The organism is Paracidovorax valerianellae, assembly GCF_900102625.1.
Classification (GTDB): Bacteria; Pseudomonadota; Gammaproteobacteria; order Burkholderiales; family Burkholderiaceae_C; genus Paracidovorax; species Paracidovorax valerianellae.
In genome coordinates this window covers 68,793-90,995 of the sequence record NZ_FMZC01000001.1, presented here as the reverse complement: position 1 = coordinate 90,995, position 22,203 = coordinate 68,793, and the positions used below count along the sequence as shown (strand labels likewise).

Genomic DNA, 22,203 nt, shown 5'->3' with positions numbered 1-22,203 from the left:
ACCCCGCGAAAACAATGTGCACTTGCAGCATTATTTTGCATTGTGAAAACGAAAAGCACAATTTGAAATAGCAAAAAAATATGAGAAACTCGCCCGAAATTTCCAACGCCAAGCTTTCAATTCAAGGAGACAGGCATGTCAGCACAGACCGACCCCCAGGCCGGAAACCCGGCGTCGTCCACCCCCGACACCGACCAGCAGGAAACCCGTGAATGGATGGATGCGCTGACCGCCGTCATCGACAAGGAAGGCGCCGAGCGCGCTCACTTCCTGATCGAACAGTTGCTTGAACATGCCCGCCAAAGCAGCATCGACCTGCCTTTCTCCGCCAACACCGGCTACGTGAACACCCTGGAGTCGAACCAGGAAGCCCGTTGCCCCGGAAATCTCGAAATCGAAGGCCGCCTGCGCGCCTACATGCGCTGGAACGCCATGGCCATGGTCGTGAAGGCCAACCGCCAGCACCCTCCAGAAGGCGGTGACCTGGGCGGCCACATCGGCTCCTTCGCCTCGCTGGCCAACATGTTCGGCGCCGGCTTCAATCATTTCTGGCATGCCGAGAGCGAAAACCACGGTGGCGACCTGCTGTACATCCAGGGTCACGTGTCGCCCGGCATCTATGCCCGCGCGTATCTGGAAGGGCGCCTGTCCGAAGAGCAACTGCTGAACTTCCGCCAGGAAGTGGACGGCAAGGGCCTCTCCAGCTACCCGCACCCCAAGCTGATGCCCGAGTTCTGGCAGTTCCCCACCGTGTCGATGGGCCTCGGCCCGCTCATGGCGATCTACCAGGCGCGCTTTCTCAAGTACCTGCATGCCCGCGGCATCGCCAACACCGAAAACCGCAAGGTCTGGGTGTTCTGCGGCGACGGCGAAATGGACGAGGTCGAATCGCTGGGCGCCATCGGCCTGGCGGCGCGTGAGAACCTCGACAACCTGATCTTCGTCATCAACTGCAACCTGCAGCGCTTGGACGGCCCGGTGCGCGGCAACGGCAAGATCATCCAGGAGCTGGAAAGCGAGTTCCGCGGTTCCGGCTGGAACGTCATCAAGCTGTTGTGGGGCAAGGGCTGGGACGACCTGCTGGCGCGCGACAAGGACGGCGCGCTGCGCAAGATCATGATGGAATGCAACGACGGGGACTACCAGTCGTTCAAGGCCAACGACGGTGCCTACGTGCGCAAGAATTTCTTCGGCCGCGACCCGCGCACGCTGAAGATGGTCGAGCACATGAGCGACGACGAGATCTGGAACCTGCGCCGCGGCGGCCACGATTCGCAGAAGGTCTATGCCGCCTTCCACGCCGCCAACGAGCACAAGGGCCAGCCCACCGTGCTGCTGGTGAAGACCGTCAAGGGCTTCGGCATGGGCAAGATCGGCGAAGGCAAGAACACCGTCCACCAGACCAAAAAGCTGGGCGACGAGGACATCAAGGCCTTCCGCGACCGCTTCAACATCCCGATCCCGGACAGCCAGATCGCCGACCTGCCGTTCTACAAGCCGGCCGACGACACCCCAGAAATGAAGTACCTGCACGAGCGCCGCAAGGCTCTCGGCGGCTACCTGCCCAAGCGCCGCGTGAAGGCCGACGAGAGCTTCACCGTGCCGTCGCTGGACACCTTCAAGGCCATCCTCGACCCCACGCCCGAAGGCCGCGAAATCTCGACCACGCAAGCCTACGTGCGCTTTCTCACGCAGCTGCTGCGCGACCAGGCCCTGGGCCCGCGCGTCGTGCCCATCCTGGTAGACGAGGCCCGCACCTTCGGCATGGAAGGCCTGTTCCGCCAGATCGGCATCTACAACCCGCACGGTCAGCAGTACACCCCGGTCGATAAAGACCAGGTCATGTACTACAAGGAAGACAAGGCCGGCCAGATCCTGCAGGAAGGCATCAACGAAGCCGGCGGCATGAGCAGCTGGATCGCGGCTGCCACGTCGTACAGCACGAACAACCGCATCATGGTGCCGTTCTACGTGTACTACTCGATGTTCGGCTTCCAGCGCATCGGCGACCTGGCCTGGGCGGCGGGCGACATGCAGGCACGCGGCTTCCTGCTGGGCGGCACCTCGGGCCGCACCACGCTGAACGGCGAAGGCCTGCAGCACGAAGACGGCCACAGCCACATCCTGGCCAACACCATTCCGAACTGCGTGAGCTACGACCCCACCTTCGCGCACGAAGTCGCGGTGATCATGCACGACGGCATGAAGCGCATGGTCGAGCGCCAGGAAAACGTCTTCTATTACCTGACGCTGCTCAACGAAAACTACGCCATGCCCGGCCTGCAGCCCGGCACCGAAGAGCAGATCATCAAGGGCATGTACCTGTGCAAGCAGGCACCGGCCCTGAAGAAGGACGCGCCCACCGTGCAACTGCTGGGCAGCGGCACCATCCTGCGTGAATCGTTCTTCGCGCAAGAGCTGCTGGAAAAGGACTGGGGCGTGGCCGCTTCCGTGTGGAGTTGCCCGAGCTTCAACGAACTGACTCGCGACGGCCAGGAAGCCGAGCGCTGGAACCTGCTGCACCCCACCGACACGCCGCGCGTGTCGTTCGTGGAAGAGCAGCTGTCCAAGACCACCGGCCCGGTCGTCGCCTCCACCGACTACATGAAGGCCTACGCCGAGCAGATCCGCCCGTTCATCCCCAAGGGCCGCGCCTACAAGGTGCTGGGCACCGACGGTTTCGGCCGCAGCGACTTCCGCCGCAAGCTGCGCGAGCACTTCGAGATCAACCGCCACTACATCGTCGTGGCGGCGCTCAAGGGCCTGGCGGAAGATGGCGTGCTGCCTGCGTCCAAGGTGGCCGAGGCGATCAAGAAGTACGGCATCAACGCCGACAAGATCAACCCGCTGCACGCGTAACCGCGCAACCCAACCCACCTGAGACGTACGGTGAACCCCCACGCTCACATTCAATCGCTGCCCTCCAAGGGGGCACATGCCTCCTTTGAGGCGGCTCGGCAGGAGGCATAACATGGCATTGGTAGATATCAAGGTCCCGGACATCGGGGATTTCGACGAGGTCGGCGTGATCGAGCTGCTGGTCAAGCCCGGCGATACGGTCAAGGCCGAGCAATCGCTCATCACCGTGGAATCGGACAAGGCCTCGATGGAGATTCCGTCGAGCCACGCCGGCGTGGTGAAAGAACTGAAGGTCGCCGTGGGCGACAAGGTCAAGCAGGGCTCCGTCATCGTGGTGGTGGAAGCCGCCGGTGAAGCGGCCTCGGACCCAAAACCGGCTCCAGCGCAGGCGGAATCTGCACAAGGCGCTACTAAATCCGTAGCAAGCGCGCCAGCGCCGGCTGCGGCACCTGCACCCGCTCCAGCGGCCGCCGCCCCCGCTGCGGCAGGCCCTGTGGAAGTGCGCGTGCCCGACATCGGCGACTTCAAGGACGTGGGTGTCATCGAGCTGCTCGTGAAGGTGGGCGATACCGTCAAGGCCGAGCAATCGCTGTTCACCGTGGAATCCGACAAGGCCTCGATGGAGATCCCATCGCCGGCTGCTGGCGTGATCAAGGAACTGAAGGTCAAGATCGGCGACAAGCTCAACGTGGGCGATCTGGTCGCGATCATGGAAGGTGCCGCTGGCGCTGCTCCGGCCGCTGCCCCTGCGGCCGCAGCGCCTGTGGACCGCCCCGCGGCGCAGGCCGAGCCCGACGCCCGCGCCCCCAAACCATTGCCGGCCGAAGAAGCCGCGCCCCAGGCCGACGCCAAGCCCGCAGCGGCCCCCGCGCCGCACGCCCCGGGCGCTGCGCCCGTCGGCCTGCCGCACGCCAGCCCTTCGGTGCGCAAGTTCGCCCGCGAACTCGGCGTGCCCCTGGAAGAGGTCAAGGGCTCCGGCCCCAAGGGCCGCATCACGCAGGACGACGTGCAGGCCTTCACCAAGCAGGTGATGAGCGGTGCCGCGCAGACCAAGGCCCAGGCGGCCAAGCCCTCGGCCGGTGGCGGATCGGGTGCCGGGCTGGACCTGCTGCCCTGGCCGAAGGTGGACTTTTCCAAGTTCGGCACGGTGGAGCGCAAGGACCTGTCGCGCATCAAGAAGATCAGCGGCGCCAACCTGCACCGCAACTGGGTGATGATTCCCCACGTCACCAACAACGACGAGGCCGACATCACCGAGCTGGAAGCCTTCCGCGTCTCCACCAACAAGGAGAACGAGAAGAGCGGCGTCAAGGTGACCATGCTCGCCTTCGTCATCAAGGCCGTCGTGGCCGCGCTGAAGAAATTCCCCGAGTTCAACACCAGCCTGGACGGCGACACCCTCGTCTACAAGCAGTACTACAACGTCGGCTTCGCGGCGGACACGCCCAACGGCCTCGTGGTCCCGGTGCTGAAAGATGCGGACAAGAAGGGCATCATCCAGATCAGTCAGGAGATGGGCGAGCTCGCCAAGAAGGCGCGCGACGGCAAGCTGGGCTCGGCCGACATGCAGGGCGGCTGCATGTCGATCAGCTCGCTGGGCGGCATCGGCGGCACGCACTTCACGCCCATCATCAACGCGCCCGAGGTGGCCATCCTGGGCCTGTCCAAAGGCCAGATGAAGCCCGTGTGGGACGGCAAGGCCTTCGTGCCGCGCCTGGTTCTGCCACTGTCGCTGTCGTATGACCACCGCGTGATCGACGGCGCCAGCGCCGCGCGCTTCAACGCCTTCCTCGGACAAGTGCTGGCGGACTACCGCCGCATCCTGCTGTAAAGGAGCCTCCCTATGGCAGTGATCGACATCAAAGTACCCGACATCGGCGACTTCGCCGAAGTCGGCGTGATCGAATTGCTGGTGAAGCCCGGCGACACCATCAAGGCCGAGCAAAGCCTCGTCACCGTGGAATCCGACAAGGCCTCGATGGAAATCCCGTCCAGCCATGCCGGCGTGGTGAAAGAGCTCAAGGTCAAGATCGGCGACAAGGTGGCCGAAGGGTCCGTGCTGCTTACGCTGGAAGCGTCCGACGCCGCCAGCGCACCGGCGTCGGCTGCGGCCCCGTCGGCAGCGCCTGCAGCACCTGCAGCGGCTTCTGAGTCAAAACAGGCTCCAGCGCAATCAGCAGTAGGGGGTAGTGCTACAAAAAATGTAGCATCCACTCCTGCAGCCAGGTACAGCGGCACCGCTGATCTGGAGTGCGACGTGCTCGTGCTGGGTGGCGGCCCCGGCGGCTACAGCGCCGCCTTCCGCGCGGCCGACCTCGGCTTGAAGGTCGTGCTCGTCGAGCGCTACGCCACCCTCGGCGGCGTGTGCCTGAACGTGGGCTGCATTCCTTCCAAGGCGCTGCTGCACGTGGCGGCCGTCATGGACGAAGTCAGCCACATGGCCGACCTGGGCGTGAGCTACGGCGACCCCAGCCTGGACATCGACAAGCTGCGCGCCCATAAGGAAAAGGTCATCGGCAAGCTGACCGGTGGCCTCGCCGCCATGGCCAAGATGCGCAAGGTGACCACCGTGCGCGGCCTGGGCCAGTTCGTGGGTGCCAACCACCTCGAAGTGCAGGAAACCACGGGCGCCAAGGGCCAGGAGCAGACGGGCGGTAAGAAGGTCATTGCCTTCAAGAACGCCGTCATCGCGGCCGGCTCGCAAGCCGTGCACCTGCCGTTCATGCCCAAGGACCCGCGCGTGGTGGATTCCACAGGCGCGCTGGAACTGAAGGAAGTCCCCAAGCGCATGCTGATCCTGGGCGGCGGCATCATCGGCCTCGAAATGGGCACCGTCTACAGCACGCTGGGCGCACGCCTGGACGTGGTCGAAATGATGGATGGCCTGATGCAGGGCGCTGACCGCGACCTGGTCAAGATCTGGCAGAAGATGAACGCCAAGCGCTTCGACAACATCATGTTGAAGACGAAGACGGTGGGTGCCGAGGCCACGCCCGAAGGCATCAAGGTCACGTTCGCTGCAGCGGAAGAGGGCGGCACCGCGCCCGAGCCGCAGGTGTACGACCTGGTGCTGCAGGCCGTGGGCCGCACGCCCAACGGCAAGAAGATCGCCGCCGACAAGGCCGGCGTGGCCGTCACCGACCGCGGCTTCATCGACGTGGACATCCAGATGCGCACCAACGTGCCGCACATCTTCGCCATCGGCGACATCGTGGGCCAGCCCATGCTGGCGCACAAGGCAGTGCATGAAGCGCACGTGGCGGCGGAAGTCATCGCGGGCGAAATCCAGGGCAACAAGGAACTGGCCTCGGCCGCCTTCAACGCCCGCGTGATCCCGAGCGTGGCCTACACCGACCCCGAGGTGGCATGGGTGGGCCTGACCGAAGACCAGGCCAAGGCGCAAGGCATCAAGGTCAAGAAGGGCCTGTTCCCCTGGAACGCTTCCGGCCGCGCCATCGCCAACGGCCGCGACGAAGGCGTGACCAAGCTGCTGTTCGACGATTCGCCCGAGGCCCATGGCCACGGCCGCATCCTGGGCGGCGGCATGGTCGGCACGCACGCCGGCGACATGATCGGTGAGATCGCGCTGGCGATCGAGATGGGTGCGGATGCGGTGGACATCGGCAAGACCATCCACCCGCATCCCACGCTGGGCGAGAGCATCGGCATGGCGGCGGAGATTGCGCACGGGTCGTGCACGGACGTTCCGCCGCAGAAGAAGTGATGCTGGGCAGCGGTTAAGCGCCGCTGAACCAATGACCGCGCAGATTCCGAAAGGGCTGCGCGGTTTTTTATGGGCGGCGCTTGGCTTCGCATCGGGACCCCCGGCTTTCGCTTCAGAAGAGGTGGACTGCTTTTCTGCGAAAAATAATCTTCCAGATTTTTGGAAGATATCTCGCATGACTATCAACGCCAATTTGACGACTGCCCAATATGCGCTCGGCAGAGTCAAGGAAGAAATCTATAACAAGAGCAATTTCAAATCTTCCAACAAGACCAGCCTGAGAAAAAACGATACGTTGGAAAACGAGCGCATGCAGGCTGCGTCTGACCACATCGACGCCATCCGAGCGCCGAGAAATGTCTTCAATCTGAAGAAGGCCATTTGGGAAGGCCGTGGACACAACTGCGGCGAGTTGGCCAGCGCAGCGAAATACATCGCCGCTGAGAGAGGGGTGGCGGCGTGCGTCGTGCGGACGGAGGTGCACGGATTCGCGGTGATCGGTGACATCCCGCCGTCGACCGAGCTGCCCGGAAACATGGAGCACTGGCCGGAGCATCTGGCCGTTTGCGATCCCTGGGTGAATATCGCCTGTGAGGCCACTTCATACCCCCAAAAATTCATTGAAAAAATGGAGAAGTGGGAGCGAGACGAGAAGATTATCGAAAATCCATACTCTCAAACGGAGGATGACGGCTGGATTCGTCCCACCGATCCCGCGTGGACGCGGGCCGTGCTCGACGGGCCCAAGCCCGGCTGAACGGACCGACTCGGCCGATATCGACTTGACGGAGCTTTCAGCGCTCTCCCAACCGGTCTCGCGCCACGCGGAGTTGCCGAACCCGCTCCAGATCGTTCTCGGCCTGGGCTTCGTCCATGGCGGAATCGACGACGGCCTGCGCACGCTGCGCGAAATCGCGCCAGTCGTCACGCCTCAGCAGGTGCCGAGCCGCCTGCAGAAGATCGCACGTGGGCACATGGGCTGCCGATAGCTTGCGCACCGCATTCAGTGCAAAAGGCGGGCACAGGATCGCCTGCACCGCTACCGCGCGGGCCGCGCGCAGCGGCGTGTGGCCGCGCCGCCCGTGCCGCCGCGTCAGCAACGCGATCCACAGCGCAAAACCGTAGATCAGCGCGAGGGCGCTCAGTTGCGCTGCGTCGCTCGGCCAAATGAACAGCGCGGCGGGCAGTAATGCGAACAGGGTGAAGCCGAGCCCATACAAAGGCAGCGCGAACCCGCGAAAGCTGCCGGCGTGCTCTTTCAGCGCCTGCATGGCCCGGGTGTCGCCGGGCAGCTGGACGCAGGCCGGGTCCCAGCGCAGCCGATAGACCGGCCGATGCGGCAGCAGCAACGGCGGCCAGGCCAGGTAAGCCCAGCGGACCTCGAACGCCTGCGCGGCCAGCAGGCCGCGCCAGCCCGGGCGGGCGCGGCGCAGCAGGCCCGCGTCCGCAGAGAGCGGTATGCAGGCGTCGTACAGGTAGAAGGCGCAGATGGCGAGCATCACCTGCGCTTCGGGGCCGATGGGAATGAACACAGGGTGTTGTCAGAGAGGCAGAAACCAGGAAACCAGTAAGCGGGAGAAAGAAACAGAAAAAAGGCCGCCGCGCCGTCGAGCGCGGAGGCCTTGGGCCCGCGTGCTCAGGCTTCCTTCTTGCCCCGGCCGAACAGCTTGCCGATGGCGCCGAAGACGGCGGCCACGCCGACGAGCAGGAACTTCCAGAACGCGGCGATGAAACCGCCGATGACCGTCCAGAGGCCCTTCTTGGTGGCCACGGCGGCGGCGCCGCCCAGCACCAGGGCACCGAGGCCGATCTTGGCGAGCTTGTCGCCATTCTTGAACTCGGAATAGGTCTGGCCACTGTTGTAGTTGAAGCCCGTCAGCACCTGCTTGAACTGCTCGGTGTCTTTGGCCAGGCTCTGGGGGTCGGACACCAGGATGGCGCTCATCACGCCGGTGCGGCCCAGGATGCGCGAGGTGTAGTTGACGGCCTGGTGGCCGCTTTCGTCGCGCAGGCGCAGGCCCCATTCCAGGCGCTTGCTCTGCGAGTCGTAATGGGGTTCGACCTGCCAGCCTTCGGTGTAGAGGGCCTCCATGCCCAGCTTCTTGCGCTGCTTGTTGCCTTCGGCGTCCGCGGCCTTGATGGACGAGAGCAGCTCGGGGGCGTCGATCTTTTCGTCGTCCTTGATGTAGCCCGTGTCGTCGAACGAGAACACGGCGAACCAGTCCAGTGACCGGGGGGCGATCAGGTAATGGTTGGGGGTGGGCGGGTTGCCGTACAGCTCCAGGAGCTTGGCCGTGTCCTTGTCGTTCAGAAAGGCGTAGCCCTTCGGAATCTTGACGGTGGCGTTGCTGCCGATCTCTCCCTGGCCCTGATCGATCCAGTGCAAGGCTTTGACCTGCTCCGCGATTTTTTCCTGAGCCTGCGATTCGGGACTTTGGGCCCAGACGCCCACGGACATGCTGATGCCAATAATGGCCGTAGCCAATGACTTGATCATTTCTAACCCTGTTATGAATTGGTTTTTGGAGGTTGCGCGCAGGCCTTCCGCCAGCCCCATGGCTTTCTGCAGACACCTCTCCCACCCGAGCGCAGCGCAACTGTACCCGGTGCAGCGCCATCGCTCGATGGCAGCAAGGTGGGCGTGAGATGAGTGGCAGATGGCGAAGGATCGAAGGTTTCACGGACCGGAAGGTGACCAATCGCTGCCGATGGGGCCTTTCAGCGTGTGGATGGCGGCCTATCATGGACCGCGACTCCGGCCGGGGCGGTGCCTTCGCCGCACGCGCCGCAGGGAGTCGGCCCATCAACAAGAACCAGGAGACATGTCCCATGCGACTGAAGTTTTGCGTGCCCGCCGTTCTGCTCGCCCTGTCCAGCGCCGCCATGGCAGCCTGGCCCGAAAAGCCCATCACTCTGGTGGTGCCGTTTCCGCCCGGCCAAGCGACCGACATCTTCGCCCGGGCGCTGGCCGAAAAGCTGGGCACCCGCCTGGGCCAGCCGATGGTCGTGGACAACAAGGCCGGTGCGGGCAGCAACATCGGCACGGAGCAGGTGGTGCGTGCCAAGGCGGACGGCTACACGCTGGTGATGGCCGGCAGCGCGATGGCGGTGAACCAGACGCTGTACCGCAAAGTGAACTTCGACCCGCGCAAAGACCTGCAGGGCATCAGCCTGGTCGCCAAGGTGCCGCTGGTGTTTCTGGCGCACCCGGCGTCGGGCATCCAGTCCATGCAGGACCTGGTCACCCGCGCCCGGGCCGAGCCCGGCAAGCTGAGCTACGCCAGCGCGGGCATCGGCGGCACGCAGCACCTGAGCGCGGAGATGGTGAAGTCGCGCGCCAAGATCGAGATCGAGCACATTCCGTACAAGGGCAGCGGCCCCGCGCAGGCCGACTTCATCGGCGGGCAGGTGCCGCTGATGGTGGATTCGGTCACCGCAGGCCTGGCCAACATCCAGGCCGGGAAGGCCGTGGCGCTGGGCGTGACGTCCGCCACGCGGTCAAGCCAGTTGCCCAACGTGCCCGCCATCGCCGAGACCGGCCTGCCGGAGTTCAAGGGTTTCGAGGCCGTGGGCTGGCTGGGCCTGATGGCGCCCAAGGGCACGCCCCGTGAGGTCATAGATCGCCTGAACCGCGAGGTGGTGGACATTTTGGGCAGCGCAGACATGCAGAAGTTCATGCGCGACAGGGGTTCCGAACCTGCGCCCAGCACGCCCGAGGCGATGGACCGGTTCGTCGCCAGCGAGATCGTGGAGTGGGGCAAGGCGGTCAAGCAATCCGGCGCGTCGGTGGACTGAGCGAACGGTTGCGGATCGCCTCTGGTCGACCCGCGCCGCTTGGCGTTGCCACGGGCTTCTGGTCTTCGTGCGTTCGGCTTGGCAAGGTTTGCGCGCAAGCCCTTCAGTCCGCCATTTCGTTGAGGTAGCGACTCTCCGGCGCTTCGGACAGATGCGCTGCGAGCGCGTCCCATGCGCCGGACGAGACGACCTGCGCAATGTGCGCCTGGTGCGCGGCGACGGACGCCCAGGTTTCGAGCAGCGTGACCTTGCAGGGATCGTCGTGCTGCGTGAAAACGCGAACCGAACGGCAGCCCGGCACGGCGGGAAGGTCGTGCCGGACCTGCGCCATCAGCGCTTGGAACGTAGTGGCCGCTTCGGGGCGGGCGGTGAAGGAGATGAGGACGTGAGCAGCAGTCATGGTCATGGGCAGGGGCATGGGATGGAGTGAAGAGAGCCTTCGTCACCGAGTGATGGGTGCGAAGCCATCCGATGCTAGGGACCAGCCCTTAGCCCGTCATTGCCTGCCGCTGCGGTTGTCTTGACTCAGGCTGCGGAAGAATCAGGCGCCATAGCCATCGCGCTGGCCATGCGCCGCACATAAGCCGCAGGGGACGCCTCGAAACGCTGCTTGAACGCCCGGGTGAAGTGCGACACGCTGTCGAAGCCGACTGCGAAAGCCACCTCGCCGGGGCGCGACTGGCCCCCCAGCAGCATCTGCCGCGCCGCCTCCAGGCGCACATCGCGCAGGTACCGCATAGGACTCACGCCCGACACTTCGCGAAAGCAATGCGCGTAGTGCGAATCGCTCATGGCGGCTTCGCTGGCGAGTTCACTCACGGTGAGCGGCCTGGCGTGCTGGGCCGCCATGAACTGCATCGAGGCATGGATGCGCGCGGCCGACCGAGTGACCGCGGCAGCCCGCCGCAGCGCGAGTCCCACGCCGGACCGCAGCAGGCGCACGACGATCTCTTCGATCAGCAGCGGCGCGATCGTGGCGAGGTCGGCGGGGTCATCCGTCGCGGGCAGCAGGCGCAGAAAGGCATCGAGTACGCGGGCATCCACCGGGGACACGGAGACATCGCGGGCAGCCTCGGGCGCCATGGCCCAGGCCGCAGCAGGCTCAGGCGCCGATGGCAAGGCCAGCAGGGTTTTGACGACCAATGCCAGCGGCAGGTCCAGGTGAATGGCGAGGTAAGGCGACTGTGCATCGGCAGTCACCACCGTGCCTTCGCAGACGACACCCGCGCCAAGGATCAGGCACTGCAGTTCACCGTAAGCGTGGACAGCGTTGCGGATCGCGACCGTCTTGCGCCCCTGGAGCACGACGACGATCCCCGGCATCAGCACCTGCAGCTTGCGGTGCGTGACGGGCTGCGAAAAGCGGTAGTAGCGCAGGCCGGGGCACAGCGAATCCGTGCGGCCTTCCGAACCGGCACGCGCTGCGACCAGGGCGCGTAACGCTGCCGAAGAGGCCGCCAAAGAGGCTGAAAGAGGGGCCGAAAGAGAGGGGACCATGCGTGAGGAATTTGCTGAGAATGAATGGGTTGCTATTAAAACTATAGCTAATCACCCTAGTTAAATATGCGCTGGAGGGCATTTTGGCTCAATATCTTTGCCACAATTCCGCCATGCAACCTTTGCTCGATGCCATCGCCGCGATGGCTTTTCCCACCGATGCCCAGCGCATTTTCCATGGCCGCGGCGGGCTGTTTCCCGGCTGCGAGCAGTGGTCGCTGGATGCGTACCCCCCCGTGTTCGTTCTCACGAGCTTCGAGCCCGTCGCCGACGAAGAACTCGCCACCATCGGCGCGGCGTTGGAGGCCCGCTGGTCGCAGATTGCGCCGGGCGAGCCGTTGAACTGGGTTTTCCAGTGCCGGCACGAGCAAATGCGCGTGCAGGGCCGGGCCGACACGCGGCTGATGGCCGGCAGCGTGCCCGATCCGCACGTGGTCACGGAGCAGGGCGCGCGCTTTCGCGTGCATGTGCTGAAGGGGCAGAACCACGGCCTGTTCCTGGACATGGCCGAAGGGCGGCGCTGGGTGCGTGAGCATCTCGCGGCCGACAGGGCCCGGGAGCCGCGCGGCGCCAAGGTGCTGAACCTGTTCGCCTACACCTGCGCCTTCTCGGTCGCAGCGCTGCAGGCAGGCGCGCGGCATGTGATGAATGTGGACATGGCCCATGGCGCGATTGCCATCGGGCAGCAGAACCACCAACTCAACGGCTTGGCCAGCGGCGCGAGCTTTCTGGCGCACGACATCTTCAGCACCTGGGGAAAGATCACGCGCGGCGGGCCGTACGGACTGGTGATCGTGGACCCGCCCAGTTACCAGAAGGGCAGCTTCGTCGCGACCAAGGACTACGCCCGGCTGATGCGGCGGCTGCCCGATCTGCTGGCGCCGGGTGGCCACGCGCTGCTGTGCCTGAATGCGCCGGAACTGGGCACCGACTTTTTGCAAGGCCAGATGCAGGAACTGGCGCCGGAGCTGGCGTTCGTCGAGCGCGTGCCCAATCCACCAGTGTTTGCAGACGTGCAGGCGGAGAGGGCGCTGAAGGTGCTGGTGTACCGGGCGCCGGATTTGTAGGCGGGCCGGGTTCGGTCCTCCGCCCAAATTGGCCGGCGCTGGTGATCCGCCAGCGCCGGCACCTTGCCTAGGCAGAGAGCGTCGGGTAGTCCGTATACCCTTCGGCGCCGGGCGTGTAGAACGTGGCGGGAGAGGGCGCGTTCAGCGGCGCGTTCTTGCGCATTCTCTCGACCAGGTCGGGGTTGGCGATGAACGCGCGGCCAAAGGCGGTCAGGTCCGCGCGGCCTTCGGTCAGGGCCTGCTGCGCGCCGGCTTTGTCGAGTCCACCGGCGAGGATGAATGGGCCTTCGAAGGCGGCCCTCAAATCGGCTTTCAGTTGCGCGGGCACCGGCGGGGTGCCCATGGCCGAATGGTCCAGGACGTGCACGTACATCAGGCCAAGTGCCGAGAGCGACTTCACCAGCGCCAGATATTGTTCGTCCACACCGTCGAAGGCCCCGGCGCTGTTGACGACGCCGTGCGGTGACAGGCGGATGCCCACGCGCTCGGCGCCGATTGCCTTCGCCGCAGCCCGCGCGACTTCGAGCACCAGGCGGTTGCGGCCTTCGGCGGTGCCGCCGTAGCCGTCCGTGCGCCGGTTGATGTTGGCGTTCAAAAACTGCTCGAGAAAGTAGCCGTTGGCTGCGTGCAGTTCGATACCGTCGAACCCCGCTTCGATGGCCAGGCGCGCCGCCGTCGCGTAATCGCCGATGACGGCCTGGATGTCGGCCTCGTTCATGGCGCGGGGCGGTGTGTGCGGCTGGTTGCCCTGCGTGTCCGTCCACATCTCGCCGGGGCAGACGTCTGCCGAGGCGCTCAGCACCTCGGCGCCTGCGGGTAGATTGTCCTGGTGGGCCACGCGGCCGGTGTGCATCAACTGCACGACGATCTTGCCGCCCTTGGCATGCACGGCATCCGTCACCAGCTTCCAGCCTTGCACCTGGGCGTCATTGAACAAGCCGGGAATCCGCGCATAGCCCAGTCCGTTGGGGGACGGCGAGGTGCCTTCCGTGATGATCAGGCCGGCCTTCGCGCGCTGCGCGTAGTAGGTCGCCATGAGCGCGTTGGGCGTGTTGTGGTCCACCGCACGGCTGCGCGTGAGCGGCGACATCACGACGCGATTGGCGAGCGGTGTGTTGCGCAGGGAAAAAGCATCGAAAAGCATTCGGGCAATCCTTGGGGAGCGTGAATGAGCGGAATGAACGGGATAAAAGGGCGCCGGTAAGCCCTGTGGAGTGTCCCGGCGCTCGGGCATCAGATGACGCTGTAGCGAGGCGCTGGCGTGCCCATCTGCGAGCCCGCGAACAGCGCGGCGCGCGCTGCCTCGTACTTTTCCCACAGCGTCAGATCGGCGACCGAAGGCCAGGTGATCGCCTCGCCCTGGTCCAGGCCTGCCAGTGCGGCATCGACCAGGTGATCGGTGGTCATCAGCGTGTCTTTGTTGAGGGCGGCCAGCGGCACACCCGACAGGTCCCAGATTTCGGTGGCGGTCGATGCGGGCAGAACGAGCTGAACCTTCACGCCCGTGTCAGCCAGCTCCTGTTGCAGGCCCTGGCTGTAATGCAGAACAAAAGCCTTGGTGCCGCTGTAGACCGCACTGATGGGCATCGCATGGATGCCCAGCACGGAGGCAATGTTGATGATCAAGCCCTGTTTTCTGGCGATGAAGGGGTGCAGCACCGCCTGGGTCAGCCGGGTGAGGGCGGTGATGTTGAGGGCGACCTGGGATGCCGTGTCGTCGGCGGATCGTTGCGTCAACGGGCCCAGGCGGGCGATGCCGGCGTTGTTCACCAGGACGTGCAGGCGTTCGTTGCTGGACAGAATCGCTTCGATGCGCGCCAGGTCTTCCGACTGGCTCAGGTCTGCCACGACCGCCTCGGCTTTCACGCCATGGGCTTTGGTGATCTGGGCGCTGAGGGCCTGCAGGCGGTCGGCACGCCGGGCGACCAGAATAAGATCGTATCCACGTGCGGCGAGGCGATCGGCATAGACCGCGCCGATGCCGGAAGAAGCCCCGGTGATCAATGCGACTTTGTTGGAATTGGGCTGGGTCATCGGGTGTTCTCCAATAAAATTGAGGGCTCAACTAAATAGGTTGAGGGCTCAAATGTACGGTTGAACGGCTGTGCTTCAAAAATAGTGCAGCACTCAACCATTTGAAAAATATGGGAATTATGAAAACCCCCGCCGCTGTGGAAACCGACGCCGACTGCGCGCTCGCTCAGGCTGTCGCCAATGTCGCCGCCATGACTGGCGTGCAGGTCTGCACGAACACGTCGGTGCGCCTGGCGGCCCGAAGACTGGGTCAGCTGTACGACGAAGCGCTGGCGCCTTTGAACCTCAAGGCCACCCAGCTTGCGCTGATCGTGGAGATCGGCAAGTTCATGAGCGCCGATGGGCAAGGGCCGACGTTGCAGGACTTGGCAAACCGCCTTGCCATTCAGTTGTCGGCATTGACGCATGCGCTGCGGCCGCTGGTGCGCGATGGCATCGTCGAGCTTCACCAGGATGCCCAGGATCGCCGCAGCAAGCACGGCGTGCTCACCGCGCGCGGAAAGCAATTGCTGGCAGAAGCGATCGGGCGCTGGGCCGCCGCCAACGAGCGGGTCGAAGCGGTGCTGGGCTCGGCCTCGGCAGCGAACTTGCGGGCGCTGGCCGATCAGGTCGCATCCGACGCGTTTTTAGTGGCCTACAAGTCGGAGGCTTGACGCGCAAGACCGGCCGCCAACTGGTCGATGGCCCGGTCAACGATCAGCAACCGAGCATCCGATTCGAAGGGTTGCAGGAACGCCGCGGCCTCTTCGATCAACAGATGCGAAAGGCCGTGCACCAGGCCCCAGCTCGACGCCACGGCCGTTGCCACGTCGAGGGGTGAGGCACCCGGGCCCAGCGCGGCTTCGATGCACGAATGAAGCAAACCCAGCGGGTTGGCCGAAGTGCCGCCGTCTGGCGCTTCCACCGTCAGTTGCAGCGGCTGGTTGCCGAAGAACATCAACCTGAAAAGCTGCGGATTCTTCCGCGCGAACGCAACGTAGGCTTTGCCGGAGGCCGCCAACCTGGCGCGAGGGCTAGCCTCGGTCTGCGCCATCCCACGCTCCATCGCATTCGATAGCTGCGCAAAGCCCCGCAGCGCCAGCGCAGACAGCAGCGCCCCAGTGTTGGCGAAGTGGTGCGCAGGCGCTGCGTGGCTCACGCCTGCGCGCCGCGCGGTCCCCCGCAGCGAAAAGCCGGCCACGCCGTTCTCGATCAGTTCGGCCTCGGCTGCGTCGAGCAAGGCGGCGCGCAGGTCGCCGTGGTGATAGCCGCGATCCGCCACCCCTGCCGCTGGCAGCGCTGCGCGCTTCCTGGGAGCGGTGGGCGATGTTTTCTTCGGGCTGGTCGAGGTTTTTATCTTGTCTTCCATGCGCTGCCTTCTCATTCAAAACAGAATTATCTAGACACTGTAAAAATCTTACTTTACAGTGTCTGGATTGCGCCGTTATAGCGTGTTTTGTGAAGCAGTGAGTGCCTATGTCCCTTGATCACCTGTTTTCTGCGGCGTCCTTTCTGGCGATGGTGGGCTGGCTTGCGTTGCTGGCAAGCCCGTTCACACCGAAGTGGCCGAATCGCATCGCCGCTTGGATCGTTCCGTCGTTGATCGCGGTCGTCTACACCGCGCTGATGCTGGTCCATTTCAGTGGCGCGGACGGTGATTTTTCATCGCTCGACGGGGTGGCGCGCCTGTTTGCTTCGCGGCCGGTGTTGCTGGCCGGCTGGCTGCATTACCTGGCTTTCGACCTGGCCCTCGGGGCATGGGAGGTGCGCGATGCCTCGCGACGGAAAGTGTCGTTCTGGTGGGTGTTGCCGTGTTTGCCCGCGACCTTCCTCTTCGGCCCCGCAGGGTTTTTGATGTACCTGCTCGTTCGCACTCTTGTACCGCGCCGGCAGCCAGCCATGGCAGCGGCCTGAGCCTTTTCCGCAAAGACCGCCATGACGTCCATGACTGCGCCATCACCGTTCGCCACCCGAGACCGTTTTCCCGCCGTGTCGGATTGGGAACCTCTCATGACCCAGCTCGCCTTCGCCTTCTTGGCATTGCTGCCGGTGCTGGTGCTGGCCTGGCTGCTGGACCCGCGCGAGCTCCTGGGGGTGTCGGTCTGGGCCAAGCCGATCAAGTTCGCGGCGGGATTTGCGGTCTATCTGTTGAGCCTGGGTGCATTCGCCACATTCATCGATCCGGCGTGGCGCAAGACCGGCGCTTTTCGCTGGCCCGTCATTGCCGGCTCAGCGGCCATCGTGCTGGAGCAGGCCATCATCACCTTGCAGTCCGCGCGGGGCGTCGGCTCTCATTTCAACGCTGCCACGGCATTCGATGCGGCGCTGTATGCGGCGATGGGCGCAGGCTCCCTCGCGCTGCTGGCCCTGGCCCCGGTGGTTGCGCTGGGCCTTGCGCGCCATCCCAGCCGGCGGTCGATTGACGACGGCATGCGCGATGCCATCGTCATCGGCTTGTGGATGACAGGCGTGCTGACGCTCGCCACCGCCGGCACCATGGCCGTGCTGGGAAGCCACCGCTTCGGTGCTGCAGACCTTCGGGTGTCGCACTTTCTCGCCACCCATTCCATGCACGCCGTACCGCTGATCGTCTGGGCGCTTTCGCCGTTTCATGTCTTACGCCGCCAAGGCGTGCTGGCGGTGGCCGCCATTTACGGCGTAGCGGTCGTGGCGGTATTCGTTCAGGCGTTGAGCGGGCACCCATTTCCGGTTCCGATCTCCTGGCTTTCGCATGGGTAGCTGAAGCCGTTCATGACCTTTCGGAGAGGTTGCAGTTCGAAGTGAATCTCATTTACTGCATCTTTTATACTGCCGCCCTCACTTGCCTTTTGCGCTATCGATCCTGGCCGTCGCCGGGTCTGGCCATTCCGATGGGCAGTTGCCCATTTTCTGGCCCTGATTTCCGTGTTCGTGCGCTATTACCGAGAACTGCTGAGGTTCCTTCAGGGGTCCGTCAAGGACCGCGAGATGGCGGCCGACCTGGCGCAAGAGAGTTATGCGCGGGTGCTGGCCCTGGAGCAGTCGGGCGAGCGCATCGCGGAACCCCGTGCGCTGCTCTATCGCACGGCGCGCAATCTGGTGATCGACCAGCACCGCCGCCATGCCGTGCGCGGCCAGCACGCGCCGCTGGACGACGACGCCTTCGAGCACGCCACGCAAAGCCTGGCAGCGCCAGATGCCTTCGAACCCGAGGCCGCAGCCATGTCTTCGCAGACGGTGAGCGCCCTGCTGGCCGCCATCGGCGCGCTGCCGCTGCGGTGCCGTGAGGCGTTCATCCTGTACAAATTCGACGGCCTGACGCAGGCCGAGATCGCCCGGCAGATGGGCATATCGACCACCATGGTGGAGCGGCACATCCAGCGCGGCATGCAGGCTTGCCGCGATTGCCAGGACCAGTTGGAGGGCAGAGCTCTTCCGTCGGGCGATGTTGCCGACTCGAAGGGACCGCTTTGATGCCTCGCACCTTGGCTTGGCCGACGCAGGTTGGGATTTCGGCTGGCTGCGCGTCTACTCCCAGGTAGCCTTCCTACTTCGCATGACCGATCATCACCACGCTGCCCCTTCGCCCAGCGACCTCGATGCCGAGGCGCTGGAGTGGTTCGTGCGCCAGGGCCGGGCGGTGGGTTCGGGACAGGACGCAGAGTTTCATGCCTGGCTGGCGGGGCACCCGGGCCGGCGCGCCGCCTTCGCCCGCTGGCAGGCCGACTGGCAGCGGCTGGATGCCTTGCCCGCTGCGGGCGTGAAGCAATTGCGCCGACAACTGGCCAACGACAAAGCCGCACAGGCGAGCCAGTCCGAAAGCCCTTCGTCACAAGGCCGCAGAGCCTGGCTGCGGAACTGGTCCGCCCTGGTGCCTCAGGCGGCAGTGGCCGCCGTGGTGCTGGCGATGACCGGCGGCGGAAGCTATCTGGCCTGGGACCACTGGCAGCAGCAACCGCTCTTCGTGCAGAACTTTTCGACCGAGCGCGGCCAGCAATTGGATGTGCATTTGCCAGACGGCAGTCGCCTGCGGCTGGACACCGCCACGCGGGTCGAAGTGGCGCTGTACCGCCAGCGGCGCGAAGTGCGCTTGCCCGAGGGGCAGGCCATGTTCCAGGTGCAGGGCGATACCGCGCGGCCGTTCGACGTGTTCGCCGGCGCAGTGAAAGTGACTGTCGTCGGCACGCGCTTTTCAGTGCGCAACACCGCTGGCGTTACGGGGGATGAGGGCGTTCGGGTGGCCGTGGACGAAGGGCGTGTGCGGGTATCGGCCGTCGCCGCCGCAGTCCCTGGCAGGCCGCAGGGCACTCAGGCTGCAGAACCGGCCGTGGTGCTCACCGCCGGCCAACAGGTGGTGGCAGATGGTGCAGGGCGCCTGGCGCCCGTGAGCCCGGTGCCCGCGGCGGGCGTGGCGCCCTGGCGGGACGGCCGCATCACCTTCGACAACGTTCCGCTGGCGCAAGCCTTGGCAGAGTTCGAGCGCTACGGGCCGACCCGGCTGATGCTTCGCGACCCGGCCGTCGGCGCCTTGCGCGTCACCGGCACCTTCGATCCGCGCCACCTGGAGAACTTCCTGCAGGCATTGCCCAAGGTGCTGCCGGTTCGGCTGGAAAGCGACGGGGCGCAGATTGAAATCGTCGCGGCCGCCACTGCCACCGCGCACTGAGTCGAGCCGCGGCCGCCGGCCGGGCTGCCGGATGTCGAACACAGCTCGTTTCTTTTCAAAAAGTTATTCCAAACAGGTTGGGGGATTGCCGATTCGCGCGTCTACCTGAGAAGGCTTCTTATTCTCAACCTTCCCGGAGATCGCTCGCATGTCCCGTTTTCGCTTCCATCCTGCCCCGTTGGCCGTGGCCGCTGCCATGGCTTTGGGCGCGCTGTCCGCCCACGCCCAGTCGGGCACCGGGGCACCAGCCGCGGCGTCCGCGCCGGTGGATGTCCGCATCGCGGCCCAGCCCTTGGCCCAGGCGCTGGATGCGCTGGCGCGGCAGGCACGCCTTGAACTGATGGTGCAGCCCGCGCTGGTGGAGGGCAAGGTCTCGCCCGCAGTGGAGGGGCGACTGACGGCGCGCGAGGCACTCAACCGCCTGCTCGCAGGCAGCGGACTTTTTGCGGAAATCGAAGGCACCTCGGTGGTCGTGCGGCGAGTGCCGCAGGGGGCGGGCACGCTCACGCTGGCTCCCGTCACCGTGTCGGCACAGGCCGAGCGCACCGTGGCCACCGAACACACGGGCTCATACACCACCCGCGCCGTCACGGTGGGCAAGGGCGCCCAGGCGCTGAAGGACATCCCGCAGTCGATCAGCGTGGTGACGCGCCAGCTGATGGACGAGCAGAACATCACCTCCGTGTACGAGGCACTCGCCAGCACCACCGGCATCACGCTGGCGCAAAGCCCCCAGGGCGGCAAGTACATCTATTCGCGCGGCTTCGACCTGACCACCGTGCAGTACGACGGCGTGCCTTTGAACCGCGGCATGTACGGGCGGGCCAGCAACTACTCCTCGGGCATGGCGATCATCGACCGGGCCGAGGTGCTGCGCGGCGCGGCCGGCCTGCTGCAGGGCGAGGGCAGCCCGGGCGGCGCGGTGAACTTGGTGCGCAAGCGCCCGCTGAACTCCAACGCCACTACCGTCGAAGCGCGCGCGGGCTCGTGGGACCGATACGGCGCACAGATCGACGCCAGCCGGGTGCTGAACGAAGAAGGCACCCTGCGCGGGCGCGCGCTGATCGATTACGAAGACCAGCACTCGTTCATCGACTACGTGAACCGCCGCAGCCCGACTCTGTACGGCACGCTGGAGTACGACGTGTCGGCATCAACCCGCATCAACTTCGGCGCCAGTTCGGAAGAAAACCGCGGCCGGCCGTCGATGAACGGACTGCCGCGCTACGCCACGGGCGGCGATCTGAATCTGCCGCGCTCGACGTACCTGGGCGCCACCTGGAACCGGCAGGAATCGTCCAACCGCGGCCTGTACTTCGACGCCTCGCACCAGTTCAACGACGACTGGAAGTTGCAGTTCACCGCGCTGCACCTGAAGGAAGAGCACGACATGAAGTACGCGGGGGTCAACCGTGCGGTCAACCCGGCCCTCATGCAAAGCGCCAACATCGTCGCCCGCTCCATCGCCGACATCGAAACCTCGGGCATCGACGCCAACCTCACCGGCAAATTCGACGCGTTCGGCCGCCGGCACGAACTGGTGAGCGGGGTCAACTACACCTACACCACGAACGACACCGTCTACGGCTTTCGCACCAACTACAACATCTTCGGCCTCGGCAGCTACAACCCCGACTTCCGCGAACCCACCGACGCGGAGATCTACACCGGCACCCGCGAGGCCCGCCAGGGCAAGGCCCGGCAACTGGGCTTTTACAACGCCGTTCGCCTGCAGTTGACCGATCCGCTCAAGCTGGTGGTCGGCGCACGGGTCAGCTGGTTCCGCACCGACTGGGACACCGTCACCACCGGCGCGACCCCGTCCACCTCGGCCACCCACAGCCGCGAGAACGCCAAGGTCAACCCCTATGCAGGGCTGATCTATGCATTGAGCCCGCAGTGGTCCGCCTACGTGAGCTACGCGGACATCTTCAAACCCCAGGCCGAGCAGAACCAGGCCGGCGAACTGCTCAAGCCCATGGTGGGCGCCAATTACGAGGCGGGCCTGAAGGGCGAGCTGATGGACGGCAAGGTGAACGCATCGTTCGCCCTGTTCCGCGTGGACCAGAAGAACCGCGCGCAGGAAGACTTCAGCACCAGCCCCACCTGCCGCAGCGACTATTACTGCTACACCGACACGGGCGAAGTCCGCAGCCAGGGCCTGGACGCCGAGGTGAGCGGCGAGGTCGCGCGGCACTGGAACGTGTTTGCCGGCTACACCTTCAACCAGACCAAGTACCTGAAAGACGTGACCAGCGAAGGCCTGGCCTTCAACAGCTACACGCCCCGGCACCTGTTCCGCCTTTGGACCACCTACCAACTGCCGGGCGAGCTGAACGCCTTCACGCTGGGCGGCGGTGTCAACGCGCAAAGCGGCAGCTACCGTCAGATCGGTGCCGTGCGCGCCGACAACGGCGGCCGGGCGGTGTGGAACGCGCTGGTCAAGTACCAGATCAACCGCAACTGGACGGCCGCGCTGAACGTGAACAACGTGTTCGACAAGCGCTACTACGGCTCGGTCACGGCCCTGGTGAACGGCAGCTACTACGGCGATCCGCGCAACGTGATGCTCACCCTGCGCGGCGCGTTCTGAGCGTGAGGCA

General features: G+C 65.1%; 19 protein-coding genes. 12 read left to right on the top strand and 7 right to left on the bottom strand.

Translation table 11 applies throughout. The annotated features are described in order from the left end of the window. Positions 1-135 precede the first annotated feature (135 nt). The 4 genes from aceE to BLT03_RS00405 all read left to right on the top strand — a co-directional run bounded on the left by aceE (position 136) and on the right by BLT03_RS00405 (position 7,340). Positions 136-2,859, top strand: a complete 2,724-nt coding sequence (aceE, locus tag BLT03_RS00420; protein ID WP_092739226.1) for a pyruvate dehydrogenase (acetyl-transferring), homodimeric type — start codon at positions 136-138, stop codon at positions 2,857-2,859. Positions 2,860-2,971: 112 nt separating this feature from the next. After that, on the top strand, positions 2,972-4,690 hold the full coding sequence (gene aceF, locus BLT03_RS00415) for a dihydrolipoyllysine-residue acetyltransferase (protein WP_092739224.1): 1,719 nt from the start codon (positions 2,972-2,974) through the stop codon (positions 4,688-4,690). Between the two features lie 12 nt (positions 4,691-4,702). Further along, positions 4,703-6,583, top strand: coding sequence for a dihydrolipoyl dehydrogenase (gene lpdA / locus BLT03_RS00410; protein ID WP_092739222.1), 1,881 nt, complete (start codon positions 4,703-4,705; stop codon positions 6,581-6,583). Positions 6,584-6,614: 31 nt separating this feature from the next. Beyond that, positions 6,615-7,340, top strand: a complete 726-nt coding sequence (locus BLT03_RS00405) for a hypothetical protein (protein ID WP_139160253.1) — start codon at positions 6,615-6,617, stop codon at positions 7,338-7,340. A 37-nt stretch (positions 7,341-7,377) separates the two neighbouring features. Here the strand turns inward: BLT03_RS00405 and BLT03_RS00400 are convergent, their stop codons facing one another. Then, on the bottom strand, positions 7,378-8,115 hold the full coding sequence (locus tag BLT03_RS00400) for a hypothetical protein (protein WP_092739218.1): 738 nt from the start codon (positions 8,113-8,115) through the stop codon (positions 7,378-7,380). Positions 8,116-8,219: 104 nt separating this feature from the next. Beyond that, positions 8,220-9,041 carry a DUF2167 domain-containing protein gene (locus BLT03_RS00395; protein ID WP_245711175.1) on the bottom strand — a complete coding sequence of 274 codons (822 nt, stop codon included), beginning with the start codon at positions 9,039-9,041 and terminating at the stop codon, positions 8,220-8,222. A gap of 371 nt (positions 9,042-9,412) precedes the next feature. Between BLT03_RS00395 and BLT03_RS00390 the strand changes: the two genes are divergently transcribed. Next, positions 9,413-10,378 (top strand): tripartite tricarboxylate transporter substrate binding protein, encoded by a 966-nt coding sequence (locus BLT03_RS00390; RefSeq protein WP_092740005.1) that lies wholly within the window; start codon positions 9,413-9,415, stop codon positions 10,376-10,378. 103 nt (positions 10,379-10,481) lie between these two features. Here the strand turns inward: BLT03_RS00390 and BLT03_RS00385 are convergent, their stop codons facing one another. Both BLT03_RS00385 and BLT03_RS00380 read right to left on the bottom strand, forming a co-directional pair. Next, positions 10,482-10,778, bottom strand: coding sequence for a putative quinol monooxygenase (locus BLT03_RS00385; protein ID WP_092740003.1), 297 nt, complete (start codon positions 10,776-10,778; stop codon positions 10,482-10,484). A 125-nt stretch (positions 10,779-10,903) separates the two neighbouring features. Beyond that, complete coding sequence (locus tag BLT03_RS00380; protein ID WP_092739214.1) at positions 10,904-11,875, bottom strand: AraC family transcriptional regulator; 972 nt, start codon at positions 11,873-11,875, stop codon at positions 10,904-10,906. Between the two features lie 113 nt (positions 11,876-11,988). Here BLT03_RS00380 and BLT03_RS00375 point away from each other — a divergent pair, with 113 nt between their 5' ends. Then, the gene (locus BLT03_RS00375; RefSeq protein ID WP_092739212.1) at positions 11,989-12,942 is read left to right on the top strand and encodes a class I SAM-dependent methyltransferase; all 954 of its coding nucleotides are present in this window, start codon (positions 11,989-11,991) and stop codon (positions 12,940-12,942) included. A gap of 67 nt (positions 12,943-13,009) precedes the next feature. Here BLT03_RS00375 and BLT03_RS00370 read toward each other — a convergent pair whose 3' ends face one another. Continuing rightward, a complete protein-coding gene (locus BLT03_RS00370) occupies positions 13,010-14,086 on the bottom strand; it encodes an alkene reductase (protein WP_092739210.1) in 1,077 nt (358 codons plus the stop codon). A gap of 89 nt (positions 14,087-14,175) precedes the next feature. Then, positions 14,176-14,976, bottom strand: coding sequence for an SDR family NAD(P)-dependent oxidoreductase (locus tag BLT03_RS00365; RefSeq protein WP_092739208.1), 801 nt, complete (start codon positions 14,974-14,976; stop codon positions 14,176-14,178). Positions 14,977-15,095: 119 nt separating this feature from the next. Between BLT03_RS00365 and BLT03_RS00360 the strand changes: the two genes are divergently transcribed. Further along, on the top strand, positions 15,096-15,629 hold the full coding sequence (locus tag BLT03_RS00360; RefSeq protein WP_245711174.1) for a MarR family winged helix-turn-helix transcriptional regulator: 534 nt from the start codon (positions 15,096-15,098) through the stop codon (positions 15,627-15,629). Here the strand turns inward: BLT03_RS00360 and BLT03_RS00355 are convergent. After that, on the bottom strand, positions 15,611-16,324 hold the full coding sequence (locus BLT03_RS00355; protein ID WP_175537617.1) for a TetR/AcrR family transcriptional regulator: 714 nt from the start codon (positions 16,322-16,324) through the stop codon (positions 15,611-15,613). The genes BLT03_RS00360 and BLT03_RS00355 overlap by 19 nt on opposite strands. A 107-nt stretch (positions 16,325-16,431) precedes the next feature. Here BLT03_RS00355 and BLT03_RS00350 point away from each other — a divergent pair, with 107 nt between their 5' ends. From BLT03_RS00350 to BLT03_RS00330, 5 genes are all read left to right on the top strand, one after another. Then, a complete protein-coding gene (locus tag BLT03_RS00350) occupies positions 16,432-16,869 on the top strand; it encodes an ABA4-like family protein (RefSeq protein WP_092739202.1) in 438 nt (145 codons plus the stop codon). A 21-nt stretch (positions 16,870-16,890) separates the two neighbouring features. Continuing rightward, positions 16,891-17,694: a hypothetical protein gene (locus tag BLT03_RS00345; RefSeq protein ID WP_139160251.1), complete on the top strand. Its 804-nt coding sequence runs from the start codon at positions 16,891-16,893 to the stop codon at positions 17,692-17,694. 165 nt (positions 17,695-17,859) lie between these two features. Next, positions 17,860-18,408: a sigma-70 family RNA polymerase sigma factor gene (locus tag BLT03_RS00340; RefSeq protein WP_092739198.1), complete on the top strand. Its 549-nt coding sequence runs from the start codon at positions 17,860-17,862 to the stop codon at positions 18,406-18,408. 82 nt (positions 18,409-18,490) lie between these two features. After that, positions 18,491-19,600, top strand: coding sequence for a FecR family protein (locus tag BLT03_RS00335; RefSeq protein ID WP_092739196.1), 1,110 nt, complete (start codon positions 18,491-18,493; stop codon positions 19,598-19,600). Positions 19,601-19,748: 148 nt separating this feature from the next. Continuing rightward, positions 19,749-22,193, top strand: coding sequence for a TonB-dependent siderophore receptor (locus BLT03_RS00330; RefSeq protein WP_092739194.1), 2,445 nt, complete (start codon positions 19,749-19,751; stop codon positions 22,191-22,193). Positions 22,194-22,203 lie beyond the last annotated feature (10 nt).

What these genes read in the sequence shown, in the direction of transcription:
- BLT03_RS00380 (WP_092739214.1), bottom strand. Translation starts at nt 11,875, where the DNA reads ATGGTCCCCTCTCTTTCGGCCCCTCTTTCAGCCTCTTTGGCGGCCTCT.
- aceE (WP_092739226.1), top strand. Translation starts at nt 136, where the DNA reads ATGTCAGCACAGACCGACCCCCAGGCCGGAAACCCGGCGTCGTCCACC.
- BLT03_RS00360 (WP_245711174.1), top strand. Translation starts at nt 15,096, where the DNA reads ATGAAAACCCCCGCCGCTGTGGAAACCGACGCCGACTGCGCGCTCGCT.
- BLT03_RS00335 (WP_092739196.1), top strand. Translation starts at nt 18,491, where the DNA reads ATGACCGATCATCACCACGCTGCCCCTTCGCCCAGCGACCTCGATGCC.
- BLT03_RS00345 (WP_139160251.1), top strand. Translation starts at nt 16,891, where the DNA reads ATGACGTCCATGACTGCGCCATCACCGTTCGCCACCCGAGACCGTTTT.
- BLT03_RS00395 (WP_245711175.1), bottom strand. Translation starts at nt 9,041, where the DNA reads ATGTCCGTGGGCGTCTGGGCCCAAAGTCCCGAATCGCAGGCTCAGGAA.
- BLT03_RS00405 (WP_139160253.1), top strand. Translation starts at nt 6,615, where the DNA reads ATGACCGCGCAGATTCCGAAAGGGCTGCGCGGTTTTTTATGGGCGGCG.
- BLT03_RS00385 (WP_092740003.1), bottom strand. Translation starts at nt 10,778, where the DNA reads ATGACTGCTGCTCACGTCCTCATCTCCTTCACCGCCCGCCCCGAAGCG.
- BLT03_RS00350 (WP_092739202.1), top strand. Translation starts at nt 16,432, where the DNA reads ATGTCCCTTGATCACCTGTTTTCTGCGGCGTCCTTTCTGGCGATGGTG.
- BLT03_RS00370 (WP_092739210.1), bottom strand. Translation starts at nt 14,086, where the DNA reads ATGCTTTTCGATGCTTTTTCCCTGCGCAACACACCGCTCGCCAATCGC.
- aceF (WP_092739224.1), top strand. Translation starts at nt 2,972, where the DNA reads ATGGCATTGGTAGATATCAAGGTCCCGGACATCGGGGATTTCGACGAG.
- BLT03_RS00330 (WP_092739194.1), top strand. Translation starts at nt 19,749, where the DNA reads ATGTCCCGTTTTCGCTTCCATCCTGCCCCGTTGGCCGTGGCCGCTGCC.
- BLT03_RS00365 (WP_092739208.1), bottom strand. Translation starts at nt 14,976, where the DNA reads ATGACCCAGCCCAATTCCAACAAAGTCGCATTGATCACCGGGGCTTCT.
- BLT03_RS00390 (WP_092740005.1), top strand. Translation starts at nt 9,413, where the DNA reads ATGCGACTGAAGTTTTGCGTGCCCGCCGTTCTGCTCGCCCTGTCCAGC.
- BLT03_RS00375 (WP_092739212.1), top strand. Translation starts at nt 11,989, where the DNA reads ATGCAACCTTTGCTCGATGCCATCGCCGCGATGGCTTTTCCCACCGAT.
- lpdA (WP_092739222.1), top strand. Translation starts at nt 4,703, where the DNA reads ATGGCAGTGATCGACATCAAAGTACCCGACATCGGCGACTTCGCCGAA.
- BLT03_RS00355 (WP_175537617.1), bottom strand. Translation starts at nt 16,324, where the DNA reads ATGGAAGACAAGATAAAAACCTCGACCAGCCCGAAGAAAACATCGCCC.